The 26,616-nt window shown below is 37.9% G+C and carries 22 protein-coding genes; 19 read left to right on the top strand and 3 right to left on the bottom strand.

Annotated elements, in window-relative coordinates:
* The first annotated feature begins 130 nt into the window (after window positions 1-130).
* The 4 genes from xerC to HMPREF9257_RS03815 are packed head-to-tail and all read left to right on the top strand — an operon-like array spanning window position 131 to window position 3,879.
* A complete protein-coding gene (xerC, locus tag HMPREF9257_RS03830) occupies window positions 131-1,045 on the top strand; it encodes a tyrosine recombinase XerC (RefSeq protein ID WP_006418138.1) in 915 nt (304 codons plus the stop codon).
* The gene (gene hslV / locus HMPREF9257_RS03825; RefSeq protein WP_006418217.1) at window positions 1,046-1,573 is read left to right on the top strand and encodes an HslVU peptidase proteolytic subunit; all 528 of its coding nucleotides are present in this window, start codon (window positions 1,046-1,048) and stop codon (window positions 1,571-1,573) included.
* A 9-nt stretch (window positions 1,574-1,582) separates the two neighbouring features.
* The gene (gene hslU / locus HMPREF9257_RS03820) at window positions 1,583-2,983 is read left to right on the top strand and encodes an ATP-dependent protease ATPase subunit HslU (RefSeq protein ID WP_006418287.1); all 1,401 of its coding nucleotides are present in this window, start codon (window positions 1,583-1,585) and stop codon (window positions 2,981-2,983) included.
* Between the two features lie 11 nt (window positions 2,984-2,994).
* Window positions 2,995-3,879 (top strand): aldose 1-epimerase family protein, encoded by an 885-nt coding sequence (locus HMPREF9257_RS03815; RefSeq protein ID WP_006418399.1) that lies wholly within the window; start codon window positions 2,995-2,997, stop codon window positions 3,877-3,879.
* Between the two features lie 60 nt (window positions 3,880-3,939).
* Here HMPREF9257_RS03815 and plsY read toward each other — a convergent pair whose 3' ends face one another.
* Window positions 3,940-4,620, bottom strand: coding sequence for a glycerol-3-phosphate 1-O-acyltransferase PlsY (plsY, locus tag HMPREF9257_RS03810; protein WP_006418363.1), 681 nt, complete (start codon window positions 4,618-4,620; stop codon window positions 3,940-3,942).
* A gap of 145 nt (window positions 4,621-4,765) precedes the next feature.
* Between plsY and parE the strand changes: the two genes are divergently transcribed.
* The 4 genes from parE (at window position 4,766) to HMPREF9257_RS03790 (ending at window position 10,775) form a co-directional block, all read left to right on the top strand.
* On the top strand, window positions 4,766-6,841 hold the full coding sequence (gene parE / locus HMPREF9257_RS03805) for a DNA topoisomerase IV subunit B (protein WP_006418330.1): 2,076 nt from the start codon (window positions 4,766-4,768) through the stop codon (window positions 6,839-6,841).
* Window positions 6,842-6,844: 3 nt separating this feature from the next.
* Window positions 6,845-9,334 (top strand): DNA topoisomerase IV subunit A, encoded by a 2,490-nt coding sequence (gene parC, locus HMPREF9257_RS03800; protein ID WP_006418537.1) that lies wholly within the window; start codon window positions 6,845-6,847, stop codon window positions 9,332-9,334.
* A gap of 54 nt (window positions 9,335-9,388) precedes the next feature.
* Complete coding sequence (locus tag HMPREF9257_RS03795; protein WP_006418411.1) at window positions 9,389-10,321, top strand: manganese-dependent inorganic pyrophosphatase; 933 nt, start codon at window positions 9,389-9,391, stop codon at window positions 10,319-10,321.
* A 154-nt stretch (window positions 10,322-10,475) separates the two neighbouring features.
* A complete protein-coding gene (locus HMPREF9257_RS03790) occupies window positions 10,476-10,775 on the top strand; it encodes a hypothetical protein (protein ID WP_155857449.1) in 300 nt (99 codons plus the stop codon).
* Between the two features lie 70 nt (window positions 10,776-10,845).
* On the opposite strand, the gene HMPREF9257_RS03785 is transcribed toward HMPREF9257_RS03790, so the two are convergent.
* Window positions 10,846-12,549, bottom strand: a complete 1,704-nt coding sequence (locus HMPREF9257_RS03785) for an Rqc2 family fibronectin-binding protein (protein ID WP_006418581.1) — start codon at window positions 12,547-12,549, stop codon at window positions 10,846-10,848.
* 405 nt (window positions 12,550-12,954) lie between these two features.
* Between HMPREF9257_RS03785 and HMPREF9257_RS03780 the strand changes: the two genes are divergently transcribed.
* The 4 genes from HMPREF9257_RS03780 (at window position 12,955) to nrdH (ending at window position 16,009) form a co-directional block, all read left to right on the top strand.
* A complete protein-coding gene (locus tag HMPREF9257_RS03780; protein WP_006418449.1) occupies window positions 12,955-13,935 on the top strand; it encodes an ABC transporter substrate-binding protein in 981 nt (326 codons plus the stop codon).
* Window positions 13,936-13,937: 2 nt separating this feature from the next.
* The gene (locus HMPREF9257_RS03775; protein WP_006418255.1) at window positions 13,938-14,828 is read left to right on the top strand and encodes an ABC transporter permease; all 891 of its coding nucleotides are present in this window, start codon (window positions 13,938-13,940) and stop codon (window positions 14,826-14,828) included.
* Window positions 14,828-15,604, top strand: a complete 777-nt coding sequence (locus tag HMPREF9257_RS03770; RefSeq protein WP_006418354.1) for an ABC transporter ATP-binding protein — start codon at window positions 14,828-14,830, stop codon at window positions 15,602-15,604. The genes HMPREF9257_RS03775 and HMPREF9257_RS03770 overlap by 1 nt, the downstream gene beginning before the upstream one ends.
* A gap of 183 nt (window positions 15,605-15,787) precedes the next feature.
* Window positions 15,788-16,009 (top strand): glutaredoxin-like protein NrdH, encoded by a 222-nt coding sequence (gene nrdH, locus HMPREF9257_RS03765; RefSeq protein WP_006418267.1) that lies wholly within the window; start codon window positions 15,788-15,790, stop codon window positions 16,007-16,009.
* 92 nt (window positions 16,010-16,101) lie between these two features.
* Here the strand turns inward: nrdH and HMPREF9257_RS03760 are convergent, their stop codons facing one another.
* Window positions 16,102-17,271 (bottom strand): helix-turn-helix domain-containing protein, encoded by a 1,170-nt coding sequence (locus HMPREF9257_RS03760; RefSeq protein WP_006418241.1) that lies wholly within the window; start codon window positions 17,269-17,271, stop codon window positions 16,102-16,104.
* 145 nt (window positions 17,272-17,416) lie between these two features.
* On the opposite strand from HMPREF9257_RS03760, the gene HMPREF9257_RS03755 reads away from it, so the two are divergent.
* From HMPREF9257_RS03755 to HMPREF9257_RS03725, 7 genes are all read left to right on the top strand, one after another.
* Window positions 17,417-17,905, top strand: coding sequence for a PTS sugar transporter subunit IIB (locus HMPREF9257_RS03755; RefSeq protein ID WP_006418598.1), 489 nt, complete (start codon window positions 17,417-17,419; stop codon window positions 17,903-17,905).
* A 219-nt stretch (window positions 17,906-18,124) separates the two neighbouring features.
* Window positions 18,125-21,619 carry a pyruvate carboxylase gene (locus HMPREF9257_RS03750; protein ID WP_006418394.1) on the top strand — a complete coding sequence of 1,165 codons (3,495 nt, stop codon included), beginning with the start codon at window positions 18,125-18,127 and terminating at the stop codon, window positions 21,617-21,619.
* An 8-nt stretch (window positions 21,620-21,627) separates the two neighbouring features.
* On the top strand, window positions 21,628-21,873 hold the full coding sequence (locus HMPREF9257_RS03745) for a hypothetical protein (RefSeq protein WP_040466680.1): 246 nt from the start codon (window positions 21,628-21,630) through the stop codon (window positions 21,871-21,873).
* On the top strand, window positions 21,870-22,712 hold the full coding sequence (locus tag HMPREF9257_RS03740; RefSeq protein WP_006418133.1) for a CapA family protein: 843 nt from the start codon (window positions 21,870-21,872) through the stop codon (window positions 22,710-22,712). Before HMPREF9257_RS03745 ends, HMPREF9257_RS03740 begins: the two co-directional genes overlap by 4 nt.
* Window positions 22,713-22,806: 94 nt before the next feature.
* Window positions 22,807-24,429: a hypothetical protein gene (locus HMPREF9257_RS03735; protein ID WP_006418347.1), complete on the top strand. Its 1,623-nt coding sequence runs from the start codon at window positions 22,807-22,809 to the stop codon at window positions 24,427-24,429.
* A gap of 69 nt (window positions 24,430-24,498) precedes the next feature.
* Window positions 24,499-24,855, top strand: coding sequence for a DUF6568 family protein (locus HMPREF9257_RS03730; RefSeq protein ID WP_006418515.1), 357 nt, complete (start codon window positions 24,499-24,501; stop codon window positions 24,853-24,855).
* A gap of 154 nt (window positions 24,856-25,009) precedes the next feature.
* Window positions 25,010-26,616 (top strand): muramidase family protein (locus tag HMPREF9257_RS03725; protein ID WP_006418415.1); only part of this gene is annotated, 1,607 nt, incomplete at its 3' end.

The following is a 26,616-nucleotide window of genomic DNA, read 5'->3' as shown; positions in this document are numbered from 1 at the left end:
TTAATAAAGCAAACACCCTCACTAATTAAGATTTTTATATTAGTGGGGGTTACTTATGTATTAATCATCCTTTTTTCTACTTTTGTATGCTTATGGTATAATGCATCTTGTGATGGGGGAGGAAATTTCTATGCAAGCTGAAATCAGTCGGTTTATTACATATATTCAAGATGAAAAACGGTATTCACCCCTAACTGCTCAAGCCTATCAAAGGGATTTGAAAGAATTTGCACATTTCTTAGCTTCTTCAGGTAATGACCAGGTCCAAAGTATCTCTTACTATGATATCCGTCTGTTTATTGCTTTTTTGAATGAAAAACGGTTAAGCCGGACAAGTATTGCTCGTAAACTTTCAACCCTCAGATCGTTTTTTAAGTTTATGCAGGTTGAAACAAAACTAGATCAGAACCCGATGGATTTAGTCAATTATCAAGTGAAAAAACAACGTTTACCTGATTTTTTCTATGAAGATGAAATGCAAGCCTTATTAAAAGCAGCTGCTGAGTCTGAACATCCCTTAGCCTTGCGTAATCAAGCTATTTTAGAAGTACTCTATGCTTCTGGACTCCGTGTTAGTGAATGTCGTTTGTTAGAACTAGGTCAGGTTGATTTCCTTGCTCAAGTTCTCAGGGTGCACGGTAAAGGTAACAAAGAACGCATTGTCCCCATGAGTGACTCTGCCAGCCAGACTATGCAAGATTATATTAAATATCTCAGACCTAAGTTGGATGTCACAGGCCAAGCCAAGCAAGTATTCTTATCTAATAAGGGAAAGACACTAACTACTCGTCAGGTCAGCCAAATTTTGAATGAGATTGTCGCCGAAGGGGCCTTAAACTTGTCAATTCATCCCCACAAACTAAGACATACTTTTGCGACTCACTTACTTAATAATGGGGCTGACCTCCGGAGTGTCCAAGAAATGTTAGGCCACGCTGACTTATCATCCACTCAAATTTATACACATATTACTAAAGATAAGCTACGGGAGAATTATATGCACCTTCATCCCCGTGCACATCGACAAACTAAGGAGGATTTATAAATGACAACAATCTGTGCTGTTAGAAAAGATAATCAATTAGCCATGGCTGGGGACGGTCAGGTGACTATGGGTGAAACTGTCATTATGAAGGGTGGCGCTCGGAAATTAAGACGAATCTATGATGATAAGGTCGTTGTAGGTTTTGCAGGTGGCGTTGCTGATGCGATTACCTTATCGGAAATGTTTGAAGAAAAATTAAGAAGCCACCAAGGGCAATTAGTTCGTGCAGCCATTGAAGTAGCTAAACAATGGCGGACAGACCGGTCTTTACAAAAGTTAGAAGCTTTATTAATTGTTATGGATAATAAAGATTTATTGATGGTATCTGGTACCGGTGAGGTGATTGAACCGGATGATGGTGTCTTGACGATTGGATCAGGTGGCAACTATGCCTTAGCAGCGGCGCGGGCCATGCTAAGACAAGGAAATCCCGATCTTAAAGCAGAAGAGATTGCTAGGGAAGCACTGTTAATTGCCAGTCAGATTGATGTATATACCAATGATAATATTTTAGTAGAATCGTTTTAGGAGGGCTTTATGAACCAATTAACACCACGTTATGTCGTCAGTGAATTAGACAAATATATTATTGGCCAAGATCAAGCTAAACGCTCGGTGGCAGTCGCCTTACGTAACCGCCTTCGTCGCTTACGCTTAGATGATGAAATGCGGCAGGAAGTTAAGCCTAAAAATATTTTAATGATTGGTCCAACTGGAGTTGGTAAAACTGAAATAGCTCGCCGGCTGGCCTCCATTGCTCAAGCACCCTTTGTCAAAGTAGAAGCCACTAAATATACTGAAGTTGGCTATGTGGGTCGGGATGTGGAATCGATGGTCCGTGATTTGGTAGAAAATGCCATTCGAATCATTAAAGACCAAGAATTTGAAAAAGTTCAAGACCAAGCCGAGAATTTGGCAATTGAACGAATTGCTAAAGCTCTAAGACCTGGCAAGAAAGTCGAGAAGAAAACGAATCAAAATGGTAATTTTGATTTTATGGAAATGATGAAAAATTTTGCACCGGTTGGCCAAGAGGATTCAGAGGATGATGAGGTAGTCACTGAAGAAATTGCCTCTTCCAGAAGGGCAATTCGAGCTCAAATTCGTGAAGGTAAACTCGATAATCATGAAGTAACCATTAAAATGCAAGAAAAAAAATTGCAAATGACCAATTTAAATCCTGCAATGGAACAAATGATGGAAATGCAAGAGAGTCTATCCGCCTTACAACCCAAGAAGAAAATTGAACGGACGGTTACTGTGAAGGAAGCAATCAAATTGCTTTCCGAAGAAGAAGCTGAAAAATTGGTCAATATGGATAATATTCATCAAAAAGCCCTCAGCTTAGCGCAGGATTCTGGAATAATCTTTATTGATGAGATGGATAAAATTGCCACTAAAAATCAAAATTCTGGTGAAGTATCTCGCCAAGGAGTGCAACGTGATATTTTGCCTATCGTTGAAGGAACGCAAATTCAAACTAAATATGGGATTATTTCTACCGATCACATTCTGTTTGTTGGTTCAGGTGCCTTTCACTTAGCAAAACCTTCCGACCTAATTCCTGAATTACAAGGCCGGTTTCCGATTCGGGTTAACTTGGACGATTTGAGTCACGATGATTTTGTTAAAATCCTAGTCCAACCAAAAAATGCGCTGATTAAGCAATACCAAGCCATGTTAGCTACCGAGGGTGTTCAAATCCATTTTACCGATGATGCCATTGAAAAGATGGCTTATTATGCTGTGGAATTGAATGAAACGACTGATAATATCGGGGCGCGCCGCTTACATACGATTATTGAAACCGTTTTGGAAGAATTACTATTTGAAGCGGCTGATACTCCCATGGGAGAGATTGAAATCACTGCAAATTATGTGTCCGAGCGTTTAGAAAAAATAACAGAAAATAAAGACCTAAGTCATTATATTTTATAGGAGGATACCTTGTGATTGAATTAAAAAATGAAGTTCTAACAATCACTATCCGAGAAGTAGGGGCCGAAATCACCTCTATTATCGATAATAAATCAGGCTTTGAATTTCTTTGGCAAGGGGATCCTGATATTTGGAAGGGACAAGCTCCAATTCTTTTCCCTTTTATTGGTAAGTTAAAAAAAGGTACCTATTCCTATCAAGACCAAATTTTTAAACCCAATAAACATGGTTTTGCTCGTGACATGGAGTTTTATACACAGAGTGTGACCGAAAACTCAGCCTCCTTTTATTTAAAAAGCTCCCCGGCTACCAAGGAAATTTATCCTTTTGATTTTTCCTTACAGGTAACCTATATCCTGAGTGACAACCATGTGACCGTTTCTTATGAGGTATTAAATACCTCTCATAAAGAAACCTTGTATTATGCCTTAGGGGGACACCCTGCCTTCAATGTCGCCATGGATCCAGGTACAGAAGATTTTGCTGACTTAGATTTAGATTTTGTACCTGAAGCTAAATATTTGAGGATTCCTGTCAACCGTCACGGTTTAATGACACACAATAAGGCCAAATACGAAGATTTACCAGCTAATCCCGTACAAAAGGCCAAGTTTAATATTGATACCTATGTGTTTCAGATTTCTAAACGGACCCAAGTCCGCTTAACTGACCGAGCACACGGGGTAGAAATCTTAGTAAAGCCGAATGAAATGAATTATTTAGGTGTTTGGTATCCTTATCCTAAACCAGCAAAATTAATTGCAATCGAACCTTGGACTGGTCTGCCTGACCGAAATAATGCCTCAGGTATTCTTGAAGAGAAACAAGAAATGACCGCTTTAGAGCCCCAAGCGATGAATATTCATGGCTTCACGCTCGAACTTAAGAAACAGTAAAAAAATCCCTAGTTAGAAAGACGGATTATATCGTCTTTCTAACTAGGGATTTATTTGTATTTATGCCAGGTCATCGACTTCTACATTTTCATATAAATAATTTTTAATGAGGGGATAAATTGTTTTCTCATATAGATGAAGCCCAAAAGACATGACACGTTCTTCATTCTTAGCCAAGGCTTTAAGGTTCTTTTCGTGGCGGAAAAGTAGAAGACACCAGAGTAGGGTGAAGCCAATGACATAAATCCAAGAATGGGCAAAACACGCAACTAGGATGACACCAATATAAAAAGAGGTCATGGCTGCAAAGGAAACAATTGAAAATAAGAACATAAACAAAAATAGGACTATGGCAGCAATAATGCCTAACCAAATGTTAAAGCCGGCCAGAACCCCGAATGAAGTAGCTACCATTTTACCCCCCTTAAATTCTGCCCATATTGGGTAGGCATGACCTAAGGCAGCGGCTAAACCGGTCAACATAACGGCTGCTGGACTTTCAGCAAATATCCAGCCGGCTAGCACTGTTGGAATGAGTCCTTTAAGTACATCTATGACGGTCACAATGACGGCGGCTTTAAGGCCAAAGTTACGACCAATATTAGTTGCCCCAGAATTTCCAGAGCCAAGTTGTCTAATATCTTGATGATGAACATATTGAGCATACCATAGCCCTGTTGGAATCGAACCAATACAATAAGCTAATAAAATTACTAAAATGTGTAAGATAATTATATTCATAATTGTCCCCCCTTTTTATTTAGTACAATTTTATCACAAAAGACAAGGTTTGAAAATTTTAATTTTTAGGTTATTATAAATAGCGAAGCTTTATGCTTAGCTTTGTGAATAAATAAGATAAAGAAAGAAACAATTGAGGTGAATCATGGTAAATAAGACCAATGCTAATTATGATGACCAGTCCATTCAGATTTTAGAAGGTTTGGATGCGGTCCGTAAACGGCCCGGTATGTATATTGGTTCCACCGACCATCGTGGCCTACACCACCTAGTGTATGAAATCGTAGATAATTCAGTTGACGAAGCCTTATCAGGTTATTGTGATGCGATTAAAGTTGAGTTACTAAAAGATGGGTCAATCCGGGTGACTGATAATGGCCGGGGTATGCCAGTTGGAATGCATGCTTCTGGGGTTCCAACCATCCAAGTAATTTTTACTGTCCTCCATGCTGGAGGAAAATTTGGCCAAGGCGGCTATAAATCAGCCGGTGGCCTCCATGGGGTAGGAGCCTCAGTGGTTAATGCTTTATCATCCTGGTTGACAGTTCAAGTTAAACGTGATGGTTACACCTATGAAATGAATTTTAAAGATGGGGGCCATCCTGAGGGAAAATTCAAGAAAATTCCAAATAAGCAAAAGAATGAATCAGGTACTCAAGTTCATTTTATGCCAGATGCTAAAATATTTGGTGCCAATAGTATTAAGTATGAGACTATTCTTGAACGCTTACGCGAATCTGCTTTCCTGTTAAAAGGACTCACGATTGAAATTACAGATGAACGGAGTGATAAGGAAGAAACCTTCCATTATGAAGAGGGACTCAAAGATTTTATTAAATACCTTAATGAAGAGAAGCATACTTTTTCAGACACGGCCTATGCTTCTGGTACGGTGGACGATTTTGAAATTGAGTTTGCCTTTCAATACAATGATGGCTACTCCGAAACAATCATGTCATTTGCCAATAACGTTAGAACATCTATGGGGGGAACCCATGAAACCGGTTTTAAGACCGGCTTGACCAAGGCCTTTAATGACTATGGACGGCGGACCGGTATAATCAAAGAAAAAGATAAAAATTTGGATGGATCTGATATTCGGGAAGGAATCGCAGCCGTCTTGTCGATTCGGGTCCCTGAAGCTTATCTGCAATTTGAAGGCCAAACTAAGGAAAAATTGGGAACACCTAAAGCTCGTTCCTTAGTTGATAACTTTGTAACCGAGGCAGTAACCCTCTTCTTAAATGAAAATGGACCGCAAGCCCAAGAACTTTTACGTAAGGCAGTTAAAGCTCGGAATACTCGAGAGGCTGCTCGTAAGGCCCGGGATGCCTCAAGATCGGGAGCAAAGCGTTCACAACAGGAACGACTTATTTCTGGAAAATTAACTAAAGCCCAATCCAAAGATGCTAAAATGAATGAGCTATATCTAGTCGAGGGAGATTCAGCTGGGGGTTCAGCCAAATTAGGGCGAAATCCGCGCTATCAAGCTATTCTACCATTACGAGGGAAAGTTATTAATACTGAAAAAGCTTCTATTACTGATATTATGAAGAATGAAGAAATTAATACTATGATTTATACAATCGGTGCTGGGGTAGGGGCTGATTTTAATATTGAGGATATTAATTATGATAAAGTGATTATCATGACCGATGCGGATACCGATGGGGCTCATATTCAGGTCTTGTTATTAACCTTTTTCTACCGCTATATGAAACCTTTACTAGAAGCTGGTAAAGTTTATTTAGCTATGCCACCTCTTTATAAAATATCTAAGGGCTCTGGAAAGAAAGAAAAGATAGAATATGCTTGGACGAATGAGGAATTAAAAGTAGCGACTCAGAAGATTGGAAAAGGTTATATCTTACAACGTTACAAAGGCTTAGGAGAAATGAATGCCGACCAACTCTGGGATACAACGATGAATCCTGATACTCGCTTGTTAATCCGGGTGACGGTTGAAGATGCAGCCTTGTCTGAAAGACGGTTAACTACTCTGATGGGAGCCAAGGTCGAACCACGGAGGAAGTGGATTGAGGATAATGTTAAATTCACCTTAGATGAAGAAGATACCTTGTTGAATGATTCCAGTAAGGGGCCAGGCTTAGCGGACCTACAAGATGAGGCCATCACAGCCATGGATCAAGATCAAGCTTTTGAGGAATCAACCGATACTGATGACAATCAAGAACAAATGTCTTTATTTGGAGAGGAGTAGACCATGCAAGCTAATAATCAAAATATCGAAGAATTAACATTTTCAGATATCTTGGGGGATCGCTTTGGTCGCTACTCCAAGTATATTATTCAAGATCGGGCTCTTCCTGATATTCGCGATGGTCTGAAGCCTGTTCAAAGACGGATTCTCTATGCCATGTATGAAGACCGAAATACCGCGGATAATCCTTATCGTAAGTCAGCCAAAACTGTGGGTAACGTCATTGGTAATTTCCACCCTCATGGTGACTCCTCTGTTTATGAGGCCATGGTACGAATGAGTCAAGACTGGAAGAACCGGCAGCCCTTAATCGATATGCACGGAAATAATGGGTCTATGGATGGCGATCCAGCTGCCGCCATGCGGTACACTGAAGCGCGCTTGTCCAAAATTGCCATGGAATTGCTCCGTGATATCCATATGGACACGGTAGATTATGCTCTAAATTTTGATGATTCTTTAGAAGAACCTATGGTATTGCCAGCTCGGTTTCCAAACCTCTTAGTCAATGGGGCTACTGGGATATCCGCAGGTTATGCGACCGAGATTCCACCCCATAATCTAGGGGAAGTCATCGATGCTGCCGTTTACATGTTAAGCCATGATACTTATACTTTGGCTGATATAATGAAGTTTATTAAAGGGCCTGATTTTCCTACCGGTACCATCTTACAAGGGGCTAAAGGGCTTAAAGCAATCTATAAGTCTGGTCATGGTAAAATCGTTTTACGGTCCACTTCGACGATTGAGAGTCTTAAAGGCGGAAAATCTCAAATTGTTATTACTGAATTACCTTATGAAGTGAATAAGTCCAAGCTGATTCAACGGATAGATGATATACGAATTCAACGAAAAGTCGAAGGAATGGCCGATGTTCGCGATGAATCAGACCGAAATGGGACTCGCTTGGTCATTGAAATTAAGCGGGAAGCGGATGCTGAGCAGATTCTGAACTATCTCTTTAAAAATACTGACTTACAGATTAACTATCATTTTAATATGATTGCGATCAATCAACGACGCCCTCATGAAGTCGGCTTAATTGATATGTTAGAAGCCTATATTGCCCATCAAAAAGAAGTTATTCTCCGCCGGACCCAGTATTCCTTGAATAAAGACCAAGCCCGCCTTCATATCGTCGACGGTTTGATTTACATGGTGTCAATTCTTGACCAAGTAATTGCAACCATCCGCCAATCCGAATCTAAAAGTCATGCTAAGGAAAACTTAGCCAAGGAATTTGATTTCTCCCTAGACCAGGCTGAAGCCATAGTATCCTTGCAACTATATCGTTTGACCAATACCGATATTGTTGCTTTACAGAACGAACGACTTGAGTTAAACGAACGAATTGGTATGTACCATAATATTCTTTCTAAGGATAAAAGTTTAAAAGCCACTTTAATTAATGAATTAAAAGCTGTGAAAAAGGCCTTCCCATCGCCACGTCGAACTCAAATTGAAGTCGAAATTGAAGAGATTAATATTGAACAAAGCCTCCTAGTCAATGAAGAACAAGTGATGGTTACTGTAACTAAAGAAGGGTATATTAAACGGACTAGTCTACGCTCTTTTGCGACATCGGACACCATGGATTTAGGGGTGCGCGAGCTCGATTATGTTATTTTTGCTCAAGAGTTGTCCACTTATCAAGCCCTCGTCTTAATCACAAATAAGGGACAATATATCCATCTACCGGTCCATGAATTACCAGATATTCGTTGGAAAGATTTAGGCATGCACTTATCTCAACAATACAACTTAACCGACGGAGAACAGGTGGTCTTTGTCAGTCCAGCAAGTCGGGATATTAATGACCAAGAACTAGCAGAATATAAAGATCAATATTTGGTCATGGCCACCAAAGAAGGTATGATTAAGAAAACACCATTGACAGATTTTGTCAGCTATCGGACATACAAGTCACGGCCAAGTCAAGCGATGAAAATGAAAACTGAGACGGATGAAATTATCGGTGTGGCAGCAGTGAAACAGGATACGGTGGCCCAGGTAATTCTCTTAACGGAGAAATCCTATAGTTTACGGTATCCATTAACCGAGGTTTCTGAATATGGCTTGAAAGCTCAAGGCGTGACTGCTATTAATCTTAAGAAGGATGACTATTTAGCTGCTTTTCTATTGGATAACCAAGGTATGGAAAGCCAAGCTCAAATTATTCTCATGACACAACGAGGCAATATTAAACGCTTTGACAATCAAATTATTGCGGACGCTAGACGGGGCAGTCGAGGCATTTTGATGCTGAAAGAATTAAAGAATAATCCCCACCGCGTTTTATCTGCGGCTCTCATTCAAGATTTAGATCAGATGCTAGAGGTCACGGGTGACACTGGTTTTGTGGTTACGATTCAAGCCCGCCAAGTTCCTAAGTCTGATCGTTTGGCTAATGGATCTAGTCTAGACCAATTAGATAAATTAGGTCAGGTCTTAGTTCTTAGACAATCACCTTTGTTATTGCTTGAAGAAGCATAATGTACTAAAATAGTAGATAAATAGTATGTAAGAATATTTAGGAGGCTCATATTAATGGGAAAAAAATTAGTATTTGGACACAAAAATCCTGATACAGATGCATTATCAGCTGCCGTAGCGATGGCTTATTATTTAGAACGCATCGGTGAAGAGGCCGAAGCAGTGGCCTTAGGCAAAGCCAATGACGAAAGTAAATTTGCTTTTGATTATTTTAAAGTTTCGCTACCCCGCATTGTTTCCTCAGTTGCAGATGAAGTTGAAGAAGTTGTCTTAGTGGACCATAATGAGCCCATTCAATCAGTGGACGATCTTGACCAAGTCACTGTAATTCAAGTAGTAGACCACCATCGGATTTTCGGCTTCAATACAGGCCAACCTTTATATTATCGGGCTGAACCAATTGGCTCTACATCTTCTGTTTTATACAAGATGTTCCAGGAAAAAGATATTGATATTCCACAAGCCATTGCTGGTCTTATGTTATCTGCTATCATTTCAGATACACTCTTATTGAAATCACCAACTTGTACCAAGGAAGATATCGATATTGCTAATGAGTTAGCTAAGATTGCTGAAGTTAACCTTAACGAATATGGACTAGAATTATTGAAAGCAGGTACCAATATTGCTAGCCAAAGTGAAGATCAAATTTTAAATGGCGACGCCAAGAATTTCGAAATGGATGATCAAAAGATCCGCGTTGGTCAAGTTAATATTATCGGCTTTGATGAAATTCTTGACCGGAAGGCGGCCTTGTTAGCTGAAATGGAAAAAGCAGTCGCTCAAGATGACTTAAGTTTATTCTTATTTGTAGCGACTGATGTTTTAGATTCAAATTCCATTGGTTTGGTCGCAGGCAATAAAGCTAGTCTAGCTGAAAAAGCTTTTAAACAAAGTTTGAAAGAACAACAAATTGACTTACCAGGGGTAGTGTCACGGAAGAAACAAATTATTCCACCATTGACTGAAGCCTTCACTGAAGAATAATAAAAATTGAATCTTAATTAATAATCGCTAACTAGGATGAAACCTAGTTGGCGACTTTTTTGTTTATATATTGATATTAAAATTCAGGTCAGTATATTCAGGTATAGCGCTAGCCCCAGCTAATGAAGGGTTTAGAGATTTTACCAGTCAATTAATGGCTAGCCAAGAAAGTATTTTGACGGATTTGGTCAATCCTAATATGTCGGCCGAGGACAGTGCTAAGCTACAATTAGATATCGCCAATGATTTCGAGACCAACTATGTGGCCTTACATATGGGGGACAAGCCAGCGGACAATCAGAAGGTAAAGGATAGCTTTAGGCTGCAATTTGCCGATGGTTACATCGCTGGGCCTAAAGGTGAGCTATATCCTGAGGCCCCTTTGCTGCTTGATCAAGAAACCCGCCAGCTGGAAGAAGAGGCTAGCCAGTGGTTAGTTGATAATATGGAATAAGTAGGCAAAAAGCATATAGAAAAAGGCCACTTTAATCAGAAAATTATCCGATTGAAGTGGTCATTTCAACTTATTTAACTTTTAAGGCCTCAATCTCTGCTTCCTCAGGTGTCACGAAGACAGTATGTTGGCCCTCATAGATGACAAAGCCAGGTTTGGCTCCATTGGGTTTTCGTAAGTGTTTGACCTGAACTAAATCCACCGGCACATTGCTAGACCCTTGAGACTTAGAGTAGTAAGCAGCAATCTGGGCGGCCTGGGTAATCGTCCGGTCGGACGGCTTGTCGGACTCAATGATGACATGGGCGCCGGGAATATTCTTAGTATGGAGCCACCAGTGGTTCTTGGCAGCTTGTTTGAGACTGAGTTGGTCGTTTTGTTTGTTATTGCGGCCCACATAAATCATAACGCCGTCTGATGACTTATAGCGGCGGAGCTTAGAATTGGACTTGGCCCGTTTCTTTAGTTTCTGCTTGTCCTTGCTGACGTAACCTTGGTCTTGTAGTTCTGCTTTGATATCATCAATATCTTCAATATCCGCTTGTTGGATTTGGACTAGGACATTTTCCAGATAATCATTTTCCTGGTTAGTTTTTTCTTCTTGAGTTTTGATAAAACGAAGAGAATCCCGGTATTTGGAATAACGTTTAAAGTAGGCCTGGCTATTTTCAATAGCAGACTTGGCTGGATTTAGGGCAATAATTAGTGGTTGATTGTCCTCATAATAATTGGGCAGGTCAACTTGGGTCAGACCTTTTTGGACTTGGTGACCGTAAGCAGACAAGAGTTCCCCCTTAATCCGGTAGTCTTCGGCATTAGCAGCAGTTTGATAATCCTTAGCTAATTTCTTTAATTTCCCCTTATTTTTATCTAAAACTTGCTTAACCTTTTGAATTAAGTTGCCTGAGATTTGTTTGATATGGTCTTGCTTGGCCTTTTGATTATAATACTTATCAAGGAGGCTAGACATGGAATCAAAGGAATCAATGACTTGATAGGAAGACGGATCCGGATTCATAAAGTAAAAGAATAGCTTATCCTTTTTCTCAAGGAGTAGGTATTGGGGTGACTTTACTTGGTCGATAAAGGATTCAAGTGCAGTTTGGACTCGGCCACTTTCTATGATCAGACCTGCTAGACTTTCCTGTCCCAGTTTGCCTAAGCCTTGAATAAAGTGTCCGGCTTGACCTTCTAGAATCGGTATTTTAGCTTGGTCAACAAAATCTTTAAGTTTATTTTCAGGCTGGTCCATCAAATTGACTTGTTGGTCATCGGTCGGTGCAGCTTGATAGGGGGCTCCTGCTTGAAGGACCCGGTAAGAATTTAAATAAGCCGGCACATGCTTGATGCAGTCGATAATGGTTTGTTTTTGCGGATTGACCAAGAGAATATTAGAGTGGCGGCCCATCAACTCAAAAATGAGTTGATAGGTATTTAAATCGCCAAGTTCATCCCGGCCAGAAAGTTCCATGACAACCACCCGGTCGTTATCTTGTTGATAAATATCCAAGATTTGGGCGTTTTCTAAGTGTTTTCTTAAGATCATGCAGAACATGGGTGCTTGTTGAGGATTGGATGATTTCTCTTGGGTGAGATGGAGTCGATAGTAGACTGGGTGAATCGAAGCATTTAACCGGTAGTTTTGCCCCTGATTACGGATGGCAAACTGGAGCTCCTGTTCATAAGGTTGGTATATTTTAGACAGACGTCCTCCGATAAGAGCCTGTCTGAGTTCTTGACTGATAATATGGGTCGTAAATCCATCAAATGACATTGGTGTGACCTCCTTTTGACTTAACTATGATTATAGCATGAATTAAGTTTAAGCAAGAATATTTTGTTTTCTATGGATTAAATCAAATTGCTAGTGAAGTCCACCCTTGACAAGAAGCTGAAAGCTGATTATGATAATAATATTAAAAAGAAAGGAAGTCACGAATATGAAACATGTTCTTATTAACCATTTAAACCGTTGGCAAGGCTGGCATAGATAGGTTGTAAACATGGAGCATATTCATGGATACAACCCAGTTTGACTGCAGTTGTATCTATGTGGCTATTTCGTTTACCACGTAGATTTATGAATTCTATGTGGTAGCCCCCATAAGTTATTTTGAGCTAACACATAGATTGTGCTAGCTTTTTTTCTTTGCGTTCATAGAATAGAAAGAGGATTAAAATGAAAATATCCAAATTAATGAGCTTATTATTGGCCTTATGTCTTGTCTTGATGAGTCTCCCTTCATTTGTTTCAGCAGAGGATAACCATTTATCTGTTGCAATTGTTCAATTAGTCTCACATCCTTCCTTAGATCAAATTCATGAAGGTGTTATCGAGGGTCTTGCTGACCAAGGCTACAAAGAAGGAGAAAATCTTGATATAAATTTTCAAAATGCAGAAGGGGACATGAACTTACTAACCACTATTTCTCAGCAAGTAACGTCTCAAAAACCTGATTTAATTTTTGCGATTACAACGCCCGTGGCTCAAGCCTTACAAAATGCGACCTCTGATATTCCAATTATCTTAGCTGGTATTACTGATCCTGAGGCAGCTAATTTAATTGATTCTTTAGAAAAACCTGGAGCTAACATCTCAGGAATTTCCGACCAAATTCCTATGGAAGAACAGTTTAAATTAATTAAGACCATGGTCCCAGACGCTAAAAAAGTAGGCATGATTTATTCTTCTTCAGAAGACAATTCCAAGGCAGAAATTGAAAAAGCTCAAAAAGCTGCTGAAGGCCAAGGTTTCGAGGTGCAAGTCCAAGCTATTTCTTCTGCCTTAGATATGCAGACAGTGGCTGAGAAACTAGCTAATGAAACAGACTTAATCTTTATTGGTTCTGATAATACCATCGCCTCTGCCTTTGACTCACTCATTTCAGTAACAGACCGAGCTAAAAAACCGATTTTTTCACCGGTTGAATTAATGATTGGATCTGGAGCGGTGGCAGGTACCGCAATTAAACAAAAAGATATTGGTCTAAAATCGGCTGAATTTGCAGGTAAGGTTTTAGGTGGCCAAGAAATTGGTCAACTACCCATCGAATATATTGAGGATTACAAGGTATTAGTCAATGAAGATTCGCTTAAATTATTGGGCTTAAAGGTGCCAGGTGAAATAAAAGACCAAGTCACCTCAGTGGCAGGTGAGTAAGAATGACTATTTATTTTTCTGCTTTAATCCAAGGGATTCTTTGGGGAATTATGGGTATGGGACTCTATATTTCCTTCAGAATCTTAAGATTCACTGATTTAACTTCTGAAGCTTCCTTTACGATTGGAGCGGCTGCTTCCGTTATGTTTGCCAGTCAGGGCATGCATCCGATTTTGGTTCTAGTGGTATCTATTTTATTCGGGATGCTAGCTGGCCTAGTGACAGGCCTATTAACCACCTTATTTGATATACCTGATCTTTTGGCATCAATCATAACCATGACAGGCTTATATTCGGTTAATCTTCGGATTATGGGACGACCTAATGCCTCTTACCGAGGTTCAGAAACGATTTATAGTTTAATTGCTTCATGGATCGAAGATATAAACTACCAACGACTCTTTATTGGTCTCTTAATCAGTTTAATCCTAATTTTAGCCCTACAATTCTTTTTCCGAACTGACCTTGGTCAAGCCATGATCGCTACGGGGGATAACCCCAAGATGGCACAATCTATCGGAATAAAAACTAAATCTATGACCTGTTTAGCTCTAATGATTGCGAATGGTCTAATCGCCTTAGCGGGTGCTTTAATTTCACAAGATAACTCATTTACTGATATTTCTATGGGGACGGGCACCGTAGTTATCGCTCTTGCTTCAATTGTAATTGGTGAACTCTTACTATCTAAACAAGTCACTTTATTCGTGCGCCTAATATCAATTGTCTTGGGCGCAATTATATACCGTCTGATTTTGGTATTTGTCCTACAATTGGGCTTAAATCCTAATGATTTCAAACTTATCTCAGCCCTTGTCTTAGCTGTATTTTTAGCCTTACCCAAGTTTCGCTATTTCTTACCACATAGCTTACAAAGAAAGGGGCAAGCCTAATGGCACATGTAATTTTTAAGAATGTGAGCAAAAATTTCCAACGTAAAACGGGGGGCCTTATTACCTCTCTAGACCAAGTTAATTTTTCCATCGAAGAAGGGTCTACTACTGCTATTATTGGTACGAATGGCGCGGGTAAATCGACCTTGTTTAATGCTTTGACCCGGCAAATTGATATTAACAGTGGAGAAATTTATCTTTCGGGCCAAAGAATCGATCAAATGTCACTTTCTAAAGTTGTCTCAAAAATTGGCCAAGTATTCCAAAACCCCAGTCATGGTACGGCACCACGGATGACTGTTTTCGAAAACCTCGTATTGGCTGAGAAGAGGGGAGAAAAACGCGGTTTAGCTTTATCATTATCAAAAAAGAAGGAAAGTGACTTAGCTAATTATTTAAGTAAATTTCATTTAGACCTTGAAAATCGCCTCGATGTTCCGATTGAGTTCTTATCAGGAGGACAACGGCAAATTATTTCTTTAATAATGGCGACTTTAAAACAGCCAGAACTTCTATTATTAGATGAACATACTGCTGCGCTAGATCCACGGACGGCCCGGCAAGTCATGGAAATTACCCAGACTATGGTGCGGGATTTTCACTTAACGACCTTAATGATTACCCACCACTTAGCTGATGCCATTAAGTATGCTGATCAAATCTTGGTCTTACACCGGGGCCGGATTGTCAATTCCCATCAAAGGGATGAGATAACACATTTAAGTACGACGGATCTCTATGAAGAATTAGAAAACTTGAATACGAGTGAAGAATAGAATTAAAATTGATAACAACTTTCTTACATAATCTATGGATTACTTCTAGTGCTAATAGGTTTTAACACTAGAAGTGCCCTATATATTGTGTTTTTTAACCTAATTAAACCATACATCTTGTTTAGTTCTGCATAATAAGCTAAAATACTACTATAGTATTTTTAATGAAATGAGGAATTAAATATGGTTACCGTATATTCAAAACCAAATTGTATGCAATGCAATTTTACAAAGAAATATTTAGATGATAAAGGAATTTCTTATAAATCCGTTGATATCTTTGAAGATGCCAGTGCACTAGAACATGTCCAAGCCCTTGGTTTTCAATCTGTTCCAGTTGTTGAAGCAGATGATGAGCCTGCTTTTAATGGCTTCCGCCCAGATTTATTAGCTAAGTTAGCATAAGCATAGATAAATTTTATAGACTATGTCCGGTTCACCTCTACAGTGAAAGGAACATAGTCTATTTTTTTCTTGATTTTAATTTTTGAATGAACTCATTGAAATTTTTGTTTGGCATAGGCGGAAGGGCTCATACCAAATTCATGGGAAAAGGCACGGGAAAAATACTGGATAGATCCAAACCCTAGTTGCAACGCAATCTCTGATAAAGACAAAGTAGACTCACGAATAAGTCGCTTAGATTCACTTAAACGTAAATGGTTAATATATTGCTTGGGGGTCATATTAACATAGGTATTAAAGAGTTGTTGGAGGGTAGACCGAGATAGTTTAAATAAATTGGCTAGATCTGCTACTTGAATGTTTTTATCTAGATTTTGTTTAATGTAGGTATCCATGAGTTCAAAGGCTTTATTATCAGATTTTTCTTTCATCTTAGTCGTATTATTTAAAATTTGTCTCTCATTTTTATTTGAAATGAGATTGATAAAAACAAGTTGGAATAGAGCGAAGACTTTAGCTTTTTGTAAATAGTCAAGAGCAGATAAAGCAAGTAAGTCAATAATTTCCTGGATAAGGTCCTTATTTACTTGATTCAATGTCAATATTTTTCCAGAATCAAAGTGGTAGTCTATTTTGCTGGTAAAGGGTAGGAGGATATAAGAACTTTGTTTAGATACACCCAACAAATTGTAATCTTGGTTAGGTGGTAAAAAAACGTATTGGGAATCATTAAGAGATAAATTCATCTGATTATGCTTTAAAGTTATTTGACCATGATCAAGGATTAAAAGATGCCAAAAATTGGGGAAGGGGTTTACTAAAGATTCATTCTCGCGGATAAATTCATAGGTCATTGAAAGCGGCATAAAATAATGAACCTGTCCTTCAAAATCCATATTACTTGCAAAAATAAAGTCTAATTTAATTTGTTGGGGATGGTCTTTCTGTTGGGGAAGGAGAAGGACTTGGCTAGTTTGTGATAAGGCTAAAATATTAAAGTAGTTACCAGGACGGATTTGAACCGCACCTTTCAAGATATATTTACGAAAGCTAGAAGGATCATGGGGGTTATCAGTTATAACTAACAAAGCCAAGCCTTTGTCTTCGATTAAATTAACTGGATGGTCAAATCGAAAAAGAATTTGACTTTTCGCTTTATTTAGAACCATCAAACGTCCATTTACATGGTTTAATTTGTTCTTTTCAATATCAAAGGCAGTAAATAAGGGATTTTGACTCACTTGATTTGTTAAACGAAACATATTTGATACTCCTTATCCTTAATTCTTATAACTAGTATACTATAAAAGATAAGTAATGGTGACAATTCTCATGACTAAATATTGCAGTTTTTATGTTTTTGTATTATGATTTGGCAAGTTAATGATAATAAAAGGAGGGGCAGAAATGTCCAAGCAGATAATCGCTTTAGTTGATGACCATTATGTCCATGGACAAATTGGCTTACGTTGGTTTCATGAATTTCAAGGACAACTAATCATTATCGTGGATAATGAATTAGTAAATGATAAGCTCAAACAAGGACTTATCGAAGTGGCAATTGCTGGTGATGTTCAGTGTCGGTATTATTCTCAAGAACAGGCCATTACTAAATTACCACTCTTAAAAGATAAGCATCAAACCATCATGCTAGTCTTTCCTTCCATCACTAAATTAAAAGACCTCGTTAAAGATGGCTTACATCTTGATCAAATTATTTTAACTAGTGTTCCTTTTAAAGTTGATGATTTACGACTAAGTGATGATGTCTCTTTAAGTCAAGAACATATAGATTTCTTGCTAGGACAAGAGAAAAAAAGAACAAAAATTCATGTTGGCGCCTACGGTCTTGAAGAATCAAATAAGTTTGCGGACCTTATAAAAAAACATTCTTAATTGAAGAAAAATAAAACATTCCATTCTTAAAGAATTAACTTAGATTATTGACTTTCTAAGTTACTTAAGAAGTAACTGATTTTATCCAAGAAGAAAATTAGTTAGGGAATATTTTTTCCTTTTTACCAGTTACCGATTTATTAGTGATAATGCAAAGGGATACTATGCTATAATTGTTTACAATTAGGAAATGGACCGAAGGCCCGATAGGAGGAAATTATGAATAAAATCCACAAATTACTCATTGCTAACCGGGGCGAAATTGCTACCCGGATTATCAGGGCAAGTCACGAACTAGGCATTGAGACCATTGCAATCTATTCTAAAGAAGATGTTGGTGCCTTACACCGACAAAAGGCCGATTATTCTTATTTAATTGGTGAGGATTTAGGTCCCATTGAGGCCTATCTTGATATTGAAGGGATTATAAACTTAGCAAAGGAAAAAGGTGTGGATGCAATTCACCCAGGTTACGGTTTTTTATCAGAAAATCAAGAGTTTGCCCAAAGATGTGCTGAAGAGGGAATTATTTTTGTTGGACCTCAAGTAAAACATTTGCAAATGTTCGGGAATAAAACTCAAGCAAGAGAAACTGCTCTAGCTGCTGATTTACCTGTAATTCCTGGTTCTCAAGGAGGCGTGGCGTCCTTATCAGAAGTTAAATCCTTTGTTCAAGAACATGGATATCCAATAATGATTAAAGCGGTCAATGGCGGCGGTGGTAAGGGGATGCGCATTGTTCGTCAAGCCGACGAACTTGAACAAGCTTATGACCGAGCCAAATCAGAAGCCAAAACATCGTTTGGCGATGATTCTATTTATGTGGAACGATATGTAGAAAATCCAAAACACATTGAAGTCCAAATTATTGGCGACCAACATGGAAACCTGGTCCATTTATTTGAACGCGACTGTTCAATTCAACGGCGCCATCAAAAGGTCGTGGAAATCGCTCCTTCATTTAACTTGTCTCCAAGTATGCGGGATAAATTGACTCGTGCGGCTTTACAATTAATGAACCATATTGGTTATGAAAATGCAGGAACGGTCGAGTTTCTAGTAGCAGGTGATGATTATTATTTCATCGAAGTGAATCCACGAGTTCAAGTTGAGCATACGGTGACAGAACTGATTACTGGAATTGATATTGTTAAAAGTCAAATCTTGATCGCAGATGGAGAAGACTTGTTCGGGCCTGCCATCCATATGCCGCATCAAACTGACATTCAGGCAAAAGGTTTTGCCATTCAATGTCGAATTACCACGGAAGATCCGCTCAATAACTTCTCCCCTGATTCTGGTAAGATTATTGGATACCACTCACCAGGTGGTGCTGGTATCCGCCTTGATGCTGGGGATGCTTATGGTGGGGCTCAGATTTCTCCCTTCTACGATTCCTTATTAGTTAAGGTGTCTTCTTATTCTCGCTCTAAGAAGGGCGCTATTGAAAAGATGCAACGTGCTTTGAGTGAGATTCGTTTGGTTGGACTCAAGACCAACATTCGTTTTTTAGAGAATATTTTAAAACACCCTGAATTTAATCAAGGTGATTTTGATACCACTTTTATTGATAATCACCCAGAACTTTTTGAGTTTGTTCCGCCAAGAAATCGTGGCGTTCAGTTATTGAAATATATTGCCAACGTCTCAGTTAATGGATTTCCAGGGATTAAAAAGGGAACAAAACCTGATTTTCCTAAACGAATCGTCCCCGAAGTTGAAGGACATCAGTATCAACTCCATAAAGAATCTTTGGATCGGCCAGGTAAACGTTGGTTACGTCATAAACATCAAGAGCAATCATATAAACATTTACTTGATCAAGCTGGTCCCCAAGCTGTTGTAGAGAAGATTTTGGCTGAGTCAACACCCCTTCTAACGGACACAACCTTACGGGATGCCCACCAGTCATTGTTAGGAACTCGATTAAGAACAAGTGATATGTTGCTAGTGGCTCCATTTATGAACGAAACTATGCAAGATTATTTTTCTCTAGAAATGTGGGGTGGGGCAACTTTTGATGTGGCGTATAACTTTTTAAAAGAAAGCCCTTGGCAACGTCTACAAGTCCTACGACAAGCAATTCCAGATATCCCTTTTCAAATGTTATTAAGAGCCTCAAACGCCGTAGGGTATAAAAATTATCCCGACAATTTGGTGGCGACTTTTATTGCGGAATCTGCCAAACAAGGTATTGACGTCTTTCGGATTTTTGACTCTTTAAATTGGTTAGAGTCCTTAAAATTACCAATTGAAAAGGCCTTAGAAACTGGCAAACTGGTCGAAGGGACCATTTGCTATACCGGTGATATTTTGAATCCAAATCGGTCTAAAGTTTATACCTTAGATTATTATGTTAAATTAGCTAAAGAGCTCGAAAAACAAGGTGTTCATGTTCTAGCCCTTAAAGATATGGCAGGCCTCTTGAAACCAGAAGCCGCTTATCAATTGATTAAAGCTTTAAAATCAGAAGTCAAAATGCCGATTCACCTCCATACGCATGATACTACTGGTAATGGAATTATGACCTATTCACGGGCCATTGATGCTGGCGTTGATATTGTGGATACAGCAAATGCCGCATTGTCTGGACAAAATTCACAACCAAATACGAATAGTTTATTCTATGCCCGCCAAGGCAATGATCGTCAGCTAAAAATCGATACTCAGGCCAATGAGTCTTTAAGTAATTATTGGAAAATAACCCGTAATTATTATCAACCCTTTGAATCAAATTTAAAATCTGCCTGGACTAAGGTTTATGACTATGAGATGCCTGGCGGTCAGTACTCAAATATTCAAATGCAAGCCCAGTCTATGAATTTAGGCGACCAATTCGATGAAGTATTGGAAATGTATCATCGAGTCAATCTTCTATTTGGAGACATAGTCAAAGTCACTCCTTCTTCAAAAGTAGTGGGGGATATGGCTTTGTTCATGGTACAAAATAAATTGGATGAAGATTCTTTATTTGAAAAAGGAAAGACATTAGATTTCCCTGATTCAGTGGTATCCTTTTTCAAAGGTGAAATTGGCCAACCAGCCAGAGGCATGAATGAAGCCTTACGCCAACTAGTCCTCAAAGGACAAACTTATAGTGAGGCTAGACCCGGTTCATTATTAGACGATTATGACTTTGAAGCAGCTCGTCAAAGTTTAAGCCAACAGGCTTATAATGAGATAGAAGACCATGACTTATTGAGTCTTGCACTATATCCTAAAGTTTACAAAGACTATCTCAAGTTTGTAGATGAATATGGACAAGTCACTGTCTTAGACAGCCCAACTTTCTTCTATGGTCTTAAACCCTATGAGAAAATTGCAGTAGTCTTAGAAGAGGGCAAAACCCTCTTAATTGAATTGACTTCCATCGGACCTGTCAATGAAACCGGTCAACGGCCCGTTTACTTTAATTTAAATGGCATGCCTGAACAAGTCATAGTTCAAGATCAGAATGCTCAAACAGGCCTTAAAGTTCGACCTAAAGCAGATTCAGAAAATCCTAACCATATTGGGGCTCAAATGCCAGGAAGTGTATATAAAATAGAAGTTAAACAAGGCCAAGCGGTCGAATCCAATCAAGTTTTGATGATAACAGAGGCTATGAAAATGGAAACTGCAATTCGAGCTCCAAAAGCAGGCCATATTAAAGCAATTCATTGTCAGGAAAAAGAACAAATTGTTGCTGGTGACCTTTTAATTGAAATAGAATAGGAGTTTCTATGAAAAAATATATTAAATCTTTCTGCATATTTATGCTTGTATCAATGACGCTGAGCCCACAAATAGTTTTTGCTGAAGATAAAAATATCGAATATATTACTATTCGTTCCATTGGCGATATCTTAATTCATACTGATGTTTATGAAGCTGCCGCAACTGAGGATGGATTTGATTTTGATTATATGTTTGAACCAGTAAAAAATACCTTGAAAATGCTGATATTACTACAGCAAATCTTGAAGTGATTGCAGCAGGAGACCATTTGCCCCTTGCGGGCTATCCGACCTTCAATGCTCCTTCTGAGATTATTGATAGTCTGAAACATGTCGGAGTAGACATTGTTAACAACGCAACAAATCATACTCTCGATTGGGGGGCAGAAGGGGCTTATGACTCAATTCAAGCCTTAAAAGCCAGAGATATGATGTATGTGGGCTCCTATGAGAGTTGGGAAGATGCACAAAAGCCCCGTATTATTGAAAGTAAAGGGGCCAAAGTCGGCTTTCTTTCTTATGCTAGAGATGCAAATGGGAACACTATTTCAGAAGACCAAGGCTATTTATTCTCTTTAATTGATGAGGATATCTTTCCCCAAGAAATTAAAGCATTAGCCGACCAAACCGATATTACCATGGTTATGTTCCATACTGGCGAGGAATATGAATACTTACCGGCTGATTACCAACTAAGAACCTTTCGTTTAGCTCGGGATGCTGGTGCCAATTTCGTACTGGGAGGGCATCCTCATGTAGTCCAACCATTTATTAATTATAATGAGAGCCAAGCTGGGATTTTTTCCCATGGTAATTTCATCAGTGGTCAAGTAAATATAGAAAATAAATTAGGTAGCATTATTGAAGTAAGATATGCCTTTAATAAAGAAACTAAAGAATGTAAGATTGATCGATTACGGCTTATGCCTACCTATAATGCTGGCTCTTACAGCGACTATACAGGACAAGTGGTTGCACTGATAGACGGAGCAGACTATGGTTTAGCCGATGCCCAAGCATATTTTGATGATTTTGTATATCGGATGCAGACTTATACAAATAAAGTTCAGGTCGTTGAATATTTGGATTAAATAAAACTTAAAGCTCAGATTAATAATCTGAGCTTTTTTAATTAAATAAAAGGAATTACCACCTATTTTTGTATTTATACATAGGAGGTGTTCCATGAAAAAAATATATAGTTTTAGTTTAAGTCTTTTAATAACTTCATCATTCATAACGAATAATATAAATGCTCAAGAAAATATAAATCAGGTTCCTAAGCCCTATCGGTTAACGCAACATATTCAAGAGAAAGCGATTGATAAAGATTACTGTTTAAATTTTTTTAATCAGAAGAGAGAAAATGTTTATCAAGATAATCAAGCAAGCAGTGAAATTAAAACCTTAGAAACAGAAATAACGAACTTAGTAAACCAACATAATGAAATAACCTTAGCGATTGAAGATCTTGAACAAAACCCTGACTATTCTCGACAAGCTGCCCAAGCAGGCTTAGACCACATCCTTGAGACGGTCTATGATGAATTAAGTCAGGAACAAACAGGTTTTCTTGAACTCGATGCATCAAGTCAAGAAAAATATTTAGTCCAAGATAGTCGTGTGCAAGAATGGCAGACCTATCTTAGCGAAGTTCAAGCAGAAATCGATTATCTAGTTCACCAGCAAAAACTCATTGAAGATGAATATAATCAAGCTATATATCGACTAGAGGAATTAGAAAATCAATCAAGTTATATAAATCAAGAACAAAGTGAAAACAACGCTTGTGAACTCTACGCTTATTCTGTTCCATTTAAACTGGACGAGCGAATAATTTTTGATACAAACAATGGCTCCTTAGAAGATATCCTAGTCAATCTAGATCAAACAATGCAAGCTATTGTTCCCAAAGCTTATAGTAAAGTTAGTTTTCAGCAAATTTACGAAATTTTTAATTTATTTATGAGTCAAGAAGAGTTGGATAAAATTTTAAAAGGTAAAGAACTCATCCGTTTAGATCAAAATGCATACTATGAATATTCCTATGCCCGCGAATTATCCTTATCAGACATAGAAAGCTTAGCTCATTTTGCGCAGAGATATTATCTTGATGATCAAGATGACCATCGGTATAACCAGGCATATCATGAAATTATTCAATTAAAAGAGGATCAGTTTCATTACTTTTTTCAAATTAATCGGGAAGTATTTATAAAAATCCAAGAGATATTACTTCAATATTTAAATTCTAATAACTTAGACCAAGAAAAAAGTTTACAAGCAATTCAAACTTTTCAAAGTAAATATCAAATAAAATTAGTATTTTATGATGACCAAACTAGTCAGTGGGTCGCAAATGATTTTACAAGCACAGGGTTTTATGATGAATATATCAATCGAGTGATTGAGGGCAAAGTGATAGCTAATGAAGAAAGTGGTAGCACAGACCATAGCTCAACTCAGGAAAATCCTCAAGAAATTAATGATGATGAATCTAGTAATAAGAGGTCGGTTCGTAATCAGCAATTACAAGCAATCAAAGATAAACTTAGTAGTCATGAATCAAACAAACCATCTAAGGCCAAAACATTAGCTGATTCAAATAATAATAAAGCCAAAAAGTCTCCTAAAAAAGAAGACAAGTCGGCTTCAAAATCTTCGCTTAAATTACCTGATACAGGGGAGAGTCGTGCGGCCTACCTAATAGCCATTACTTTCGTGGTAATTGGTGTGATAATTTTAATTCCTGATTTAATTCAAAGATATCGTCATAAAAAAAATATAGAACACCTACATCTAGATTAAGGCCATGAGCAGAATATTTTTATTAAGCCATAATTTGTCTTATACTTATTACAAATAGGAGGAATATAGATGAGTATTAATGAAGTAGAGTTCATGGAAATAATTAATAAATCATTTGAGACTGTTACAGCTAATCAAGCAGGGGAATATTTGGCAGCAGACAAAGAAAAGCCAGTATTTGTTGGTCGTCCAACTTGTCCATATTGTCGTAAATTTATCCTGAAATTAAAAGAAATAATTGATGAAAGTAATCAAGAAATTCTTTTTGTCAATTCTGAAAATAAAGCAGATCAAGGTTTAGCTGAATTTCGTGATAAATACAATATTAAAACAGTCCCAGGATTTTTGGTGGCTAAACAAGGAGAAGTAAAGGTAAAATGTGATTCTTCAATGCCAATTGAAGAAATTAAAGAATTTATTGGATAACTTATAATTAGAAAAAGCGCTTGGGCGCTTTTTTATGTTGCAATTCTTATATATCACTACAATGTAGTCATATTGTAATGGTTTTGAAATACAGTCAAGGATAAAGAATGTTAGAATTAATTGTGAAAATTTATAGATAGGGGGAGTGTGCCCTTTGGAACGCAAGCTTTTACACAAACGAAAAGGACAATGGGTTGCTTTATCAACCTCGCTCTTAGCAATGGCCATCACCATGCAATCTGCTGATTTTGTGCTAGCTCAAGAAGCCAACAGTTCTGATCAAAGTCTCGTTACTAGTCAAGAAATTGACGAAATTTCAAAAATTGAATCTAGTTTAAATATTGACAATGAAAAGCAAGAAGTTACGCCTGAAATAGATGCTGTTGAAATTGAATCTATTCAAAGCGCATTAGCTAAGCCAGCTGAAAATTCTCAACATACTTCCAATCTTTCAAATCAAACTTCTCTTTCAAATCCAACTTCCGCTTCACACACAGTAAAACAAGGTGATACCTTATATTCACTCGCAAGAAATAATGGTTTAACCCTAGACCAATTAATGGCTTATAATAATCTGAGCTCATATAATATTCCTGTTGGAACCGTCTTATACTTTACACCGCAAGCAAAATCAAATTCACAAGTAGTAGCTAATCAAGAAAGAGCAACAACTCAAGTAGTCACTAAGTTGAAGTCTGATAATTATAGTCCACAAGAGTTCATTGCTATGATTGCAGAATCGTCTAAGTCCATTGCAAAAGCGAATGATTTATATCCATCCGTTATGATTGCCCAAGCAGCTTTGGAATCTAATTGGGGAAATTCTAAATTATCAAAAGCTCCTAACTATAATTTATTTGGCGTAAAAGGATCGTATAACGGTAATTCGGTTGCTCTGGATACTCTGGAAGATGATGGTACAGGAAATTATTCAGGAGTTAAAGCCAAATTTAAAGCATATCCAAGTTATATGCAATCCTTGTTAGACTATGCGAATGTTTTAACAGGTAAAGATTCAACCTGGCGCAGGGAATATTATGCAGGTGCTCGTTTTTCAAATACAAATTCCTACAAGGATGCCACCGCTCATTTAACTGGACGTTATGCTACGGATACTCGTTATGGTGGTAAATTAAATAACCTGATTAGCATGTATAATCTAACCCAATATGACCAAATATTGTTCGAAGATTCTAAAAATTCAAATCATAATATTAAGGATATTGAAGATGAAGCTTCTAAAATTATAAAGCAATCTGGCTCAGATCTTTCTAATCAACAAAATAACGGAAATCAATCGACAGGAACTTATACGGTGAAAAAAGGGGAGTCATTAGGACTCATTTCTCGTAGATACGGAATGACAGTCGCTCAACTTAAAGCTTTAAATGGCTTAACGAGTGAGTTAATTCATCCTAACCAAGTACTTAAAGTTTCTGGAACCACTCAAGAATCCACAAATTCTACAGATAATGATGCTGCTGCCGCCTCTGAAACTTCTAATAGCAATCAGATTAACCAAACAGCTAATACTCATACTGTAAAACATGGCGAATATTTGTATTTAATTGCCAAAAAGTATGGTATTAGTATTCCTGAATTAAGAGCCTTAAATAATTTATCTTCTAATATCATTAAGCCTGGTCAAGTGCTTAAAGTTTCAACCAATAATACTGAACCTAGTAAACCGGAAGAAACTAAAAAAGATGATAGTAAAAAAGAAGACTCAAAACCTGAAATTAATACAAATGCTAAGACTCA

It is taken from the genome of Eremococcus coleocola ACS-139-V-Col8 (assembly GCF_000183205.1).
Lineage (GTDB): Bacteria > Bacillota > Bacilli > Lactobacillales > Aerococcaceae > Eremococcus > Eremococcus coleocola.
This window is presented reverse-complemented; position numbering and strand designations above follow the sequence as displayed.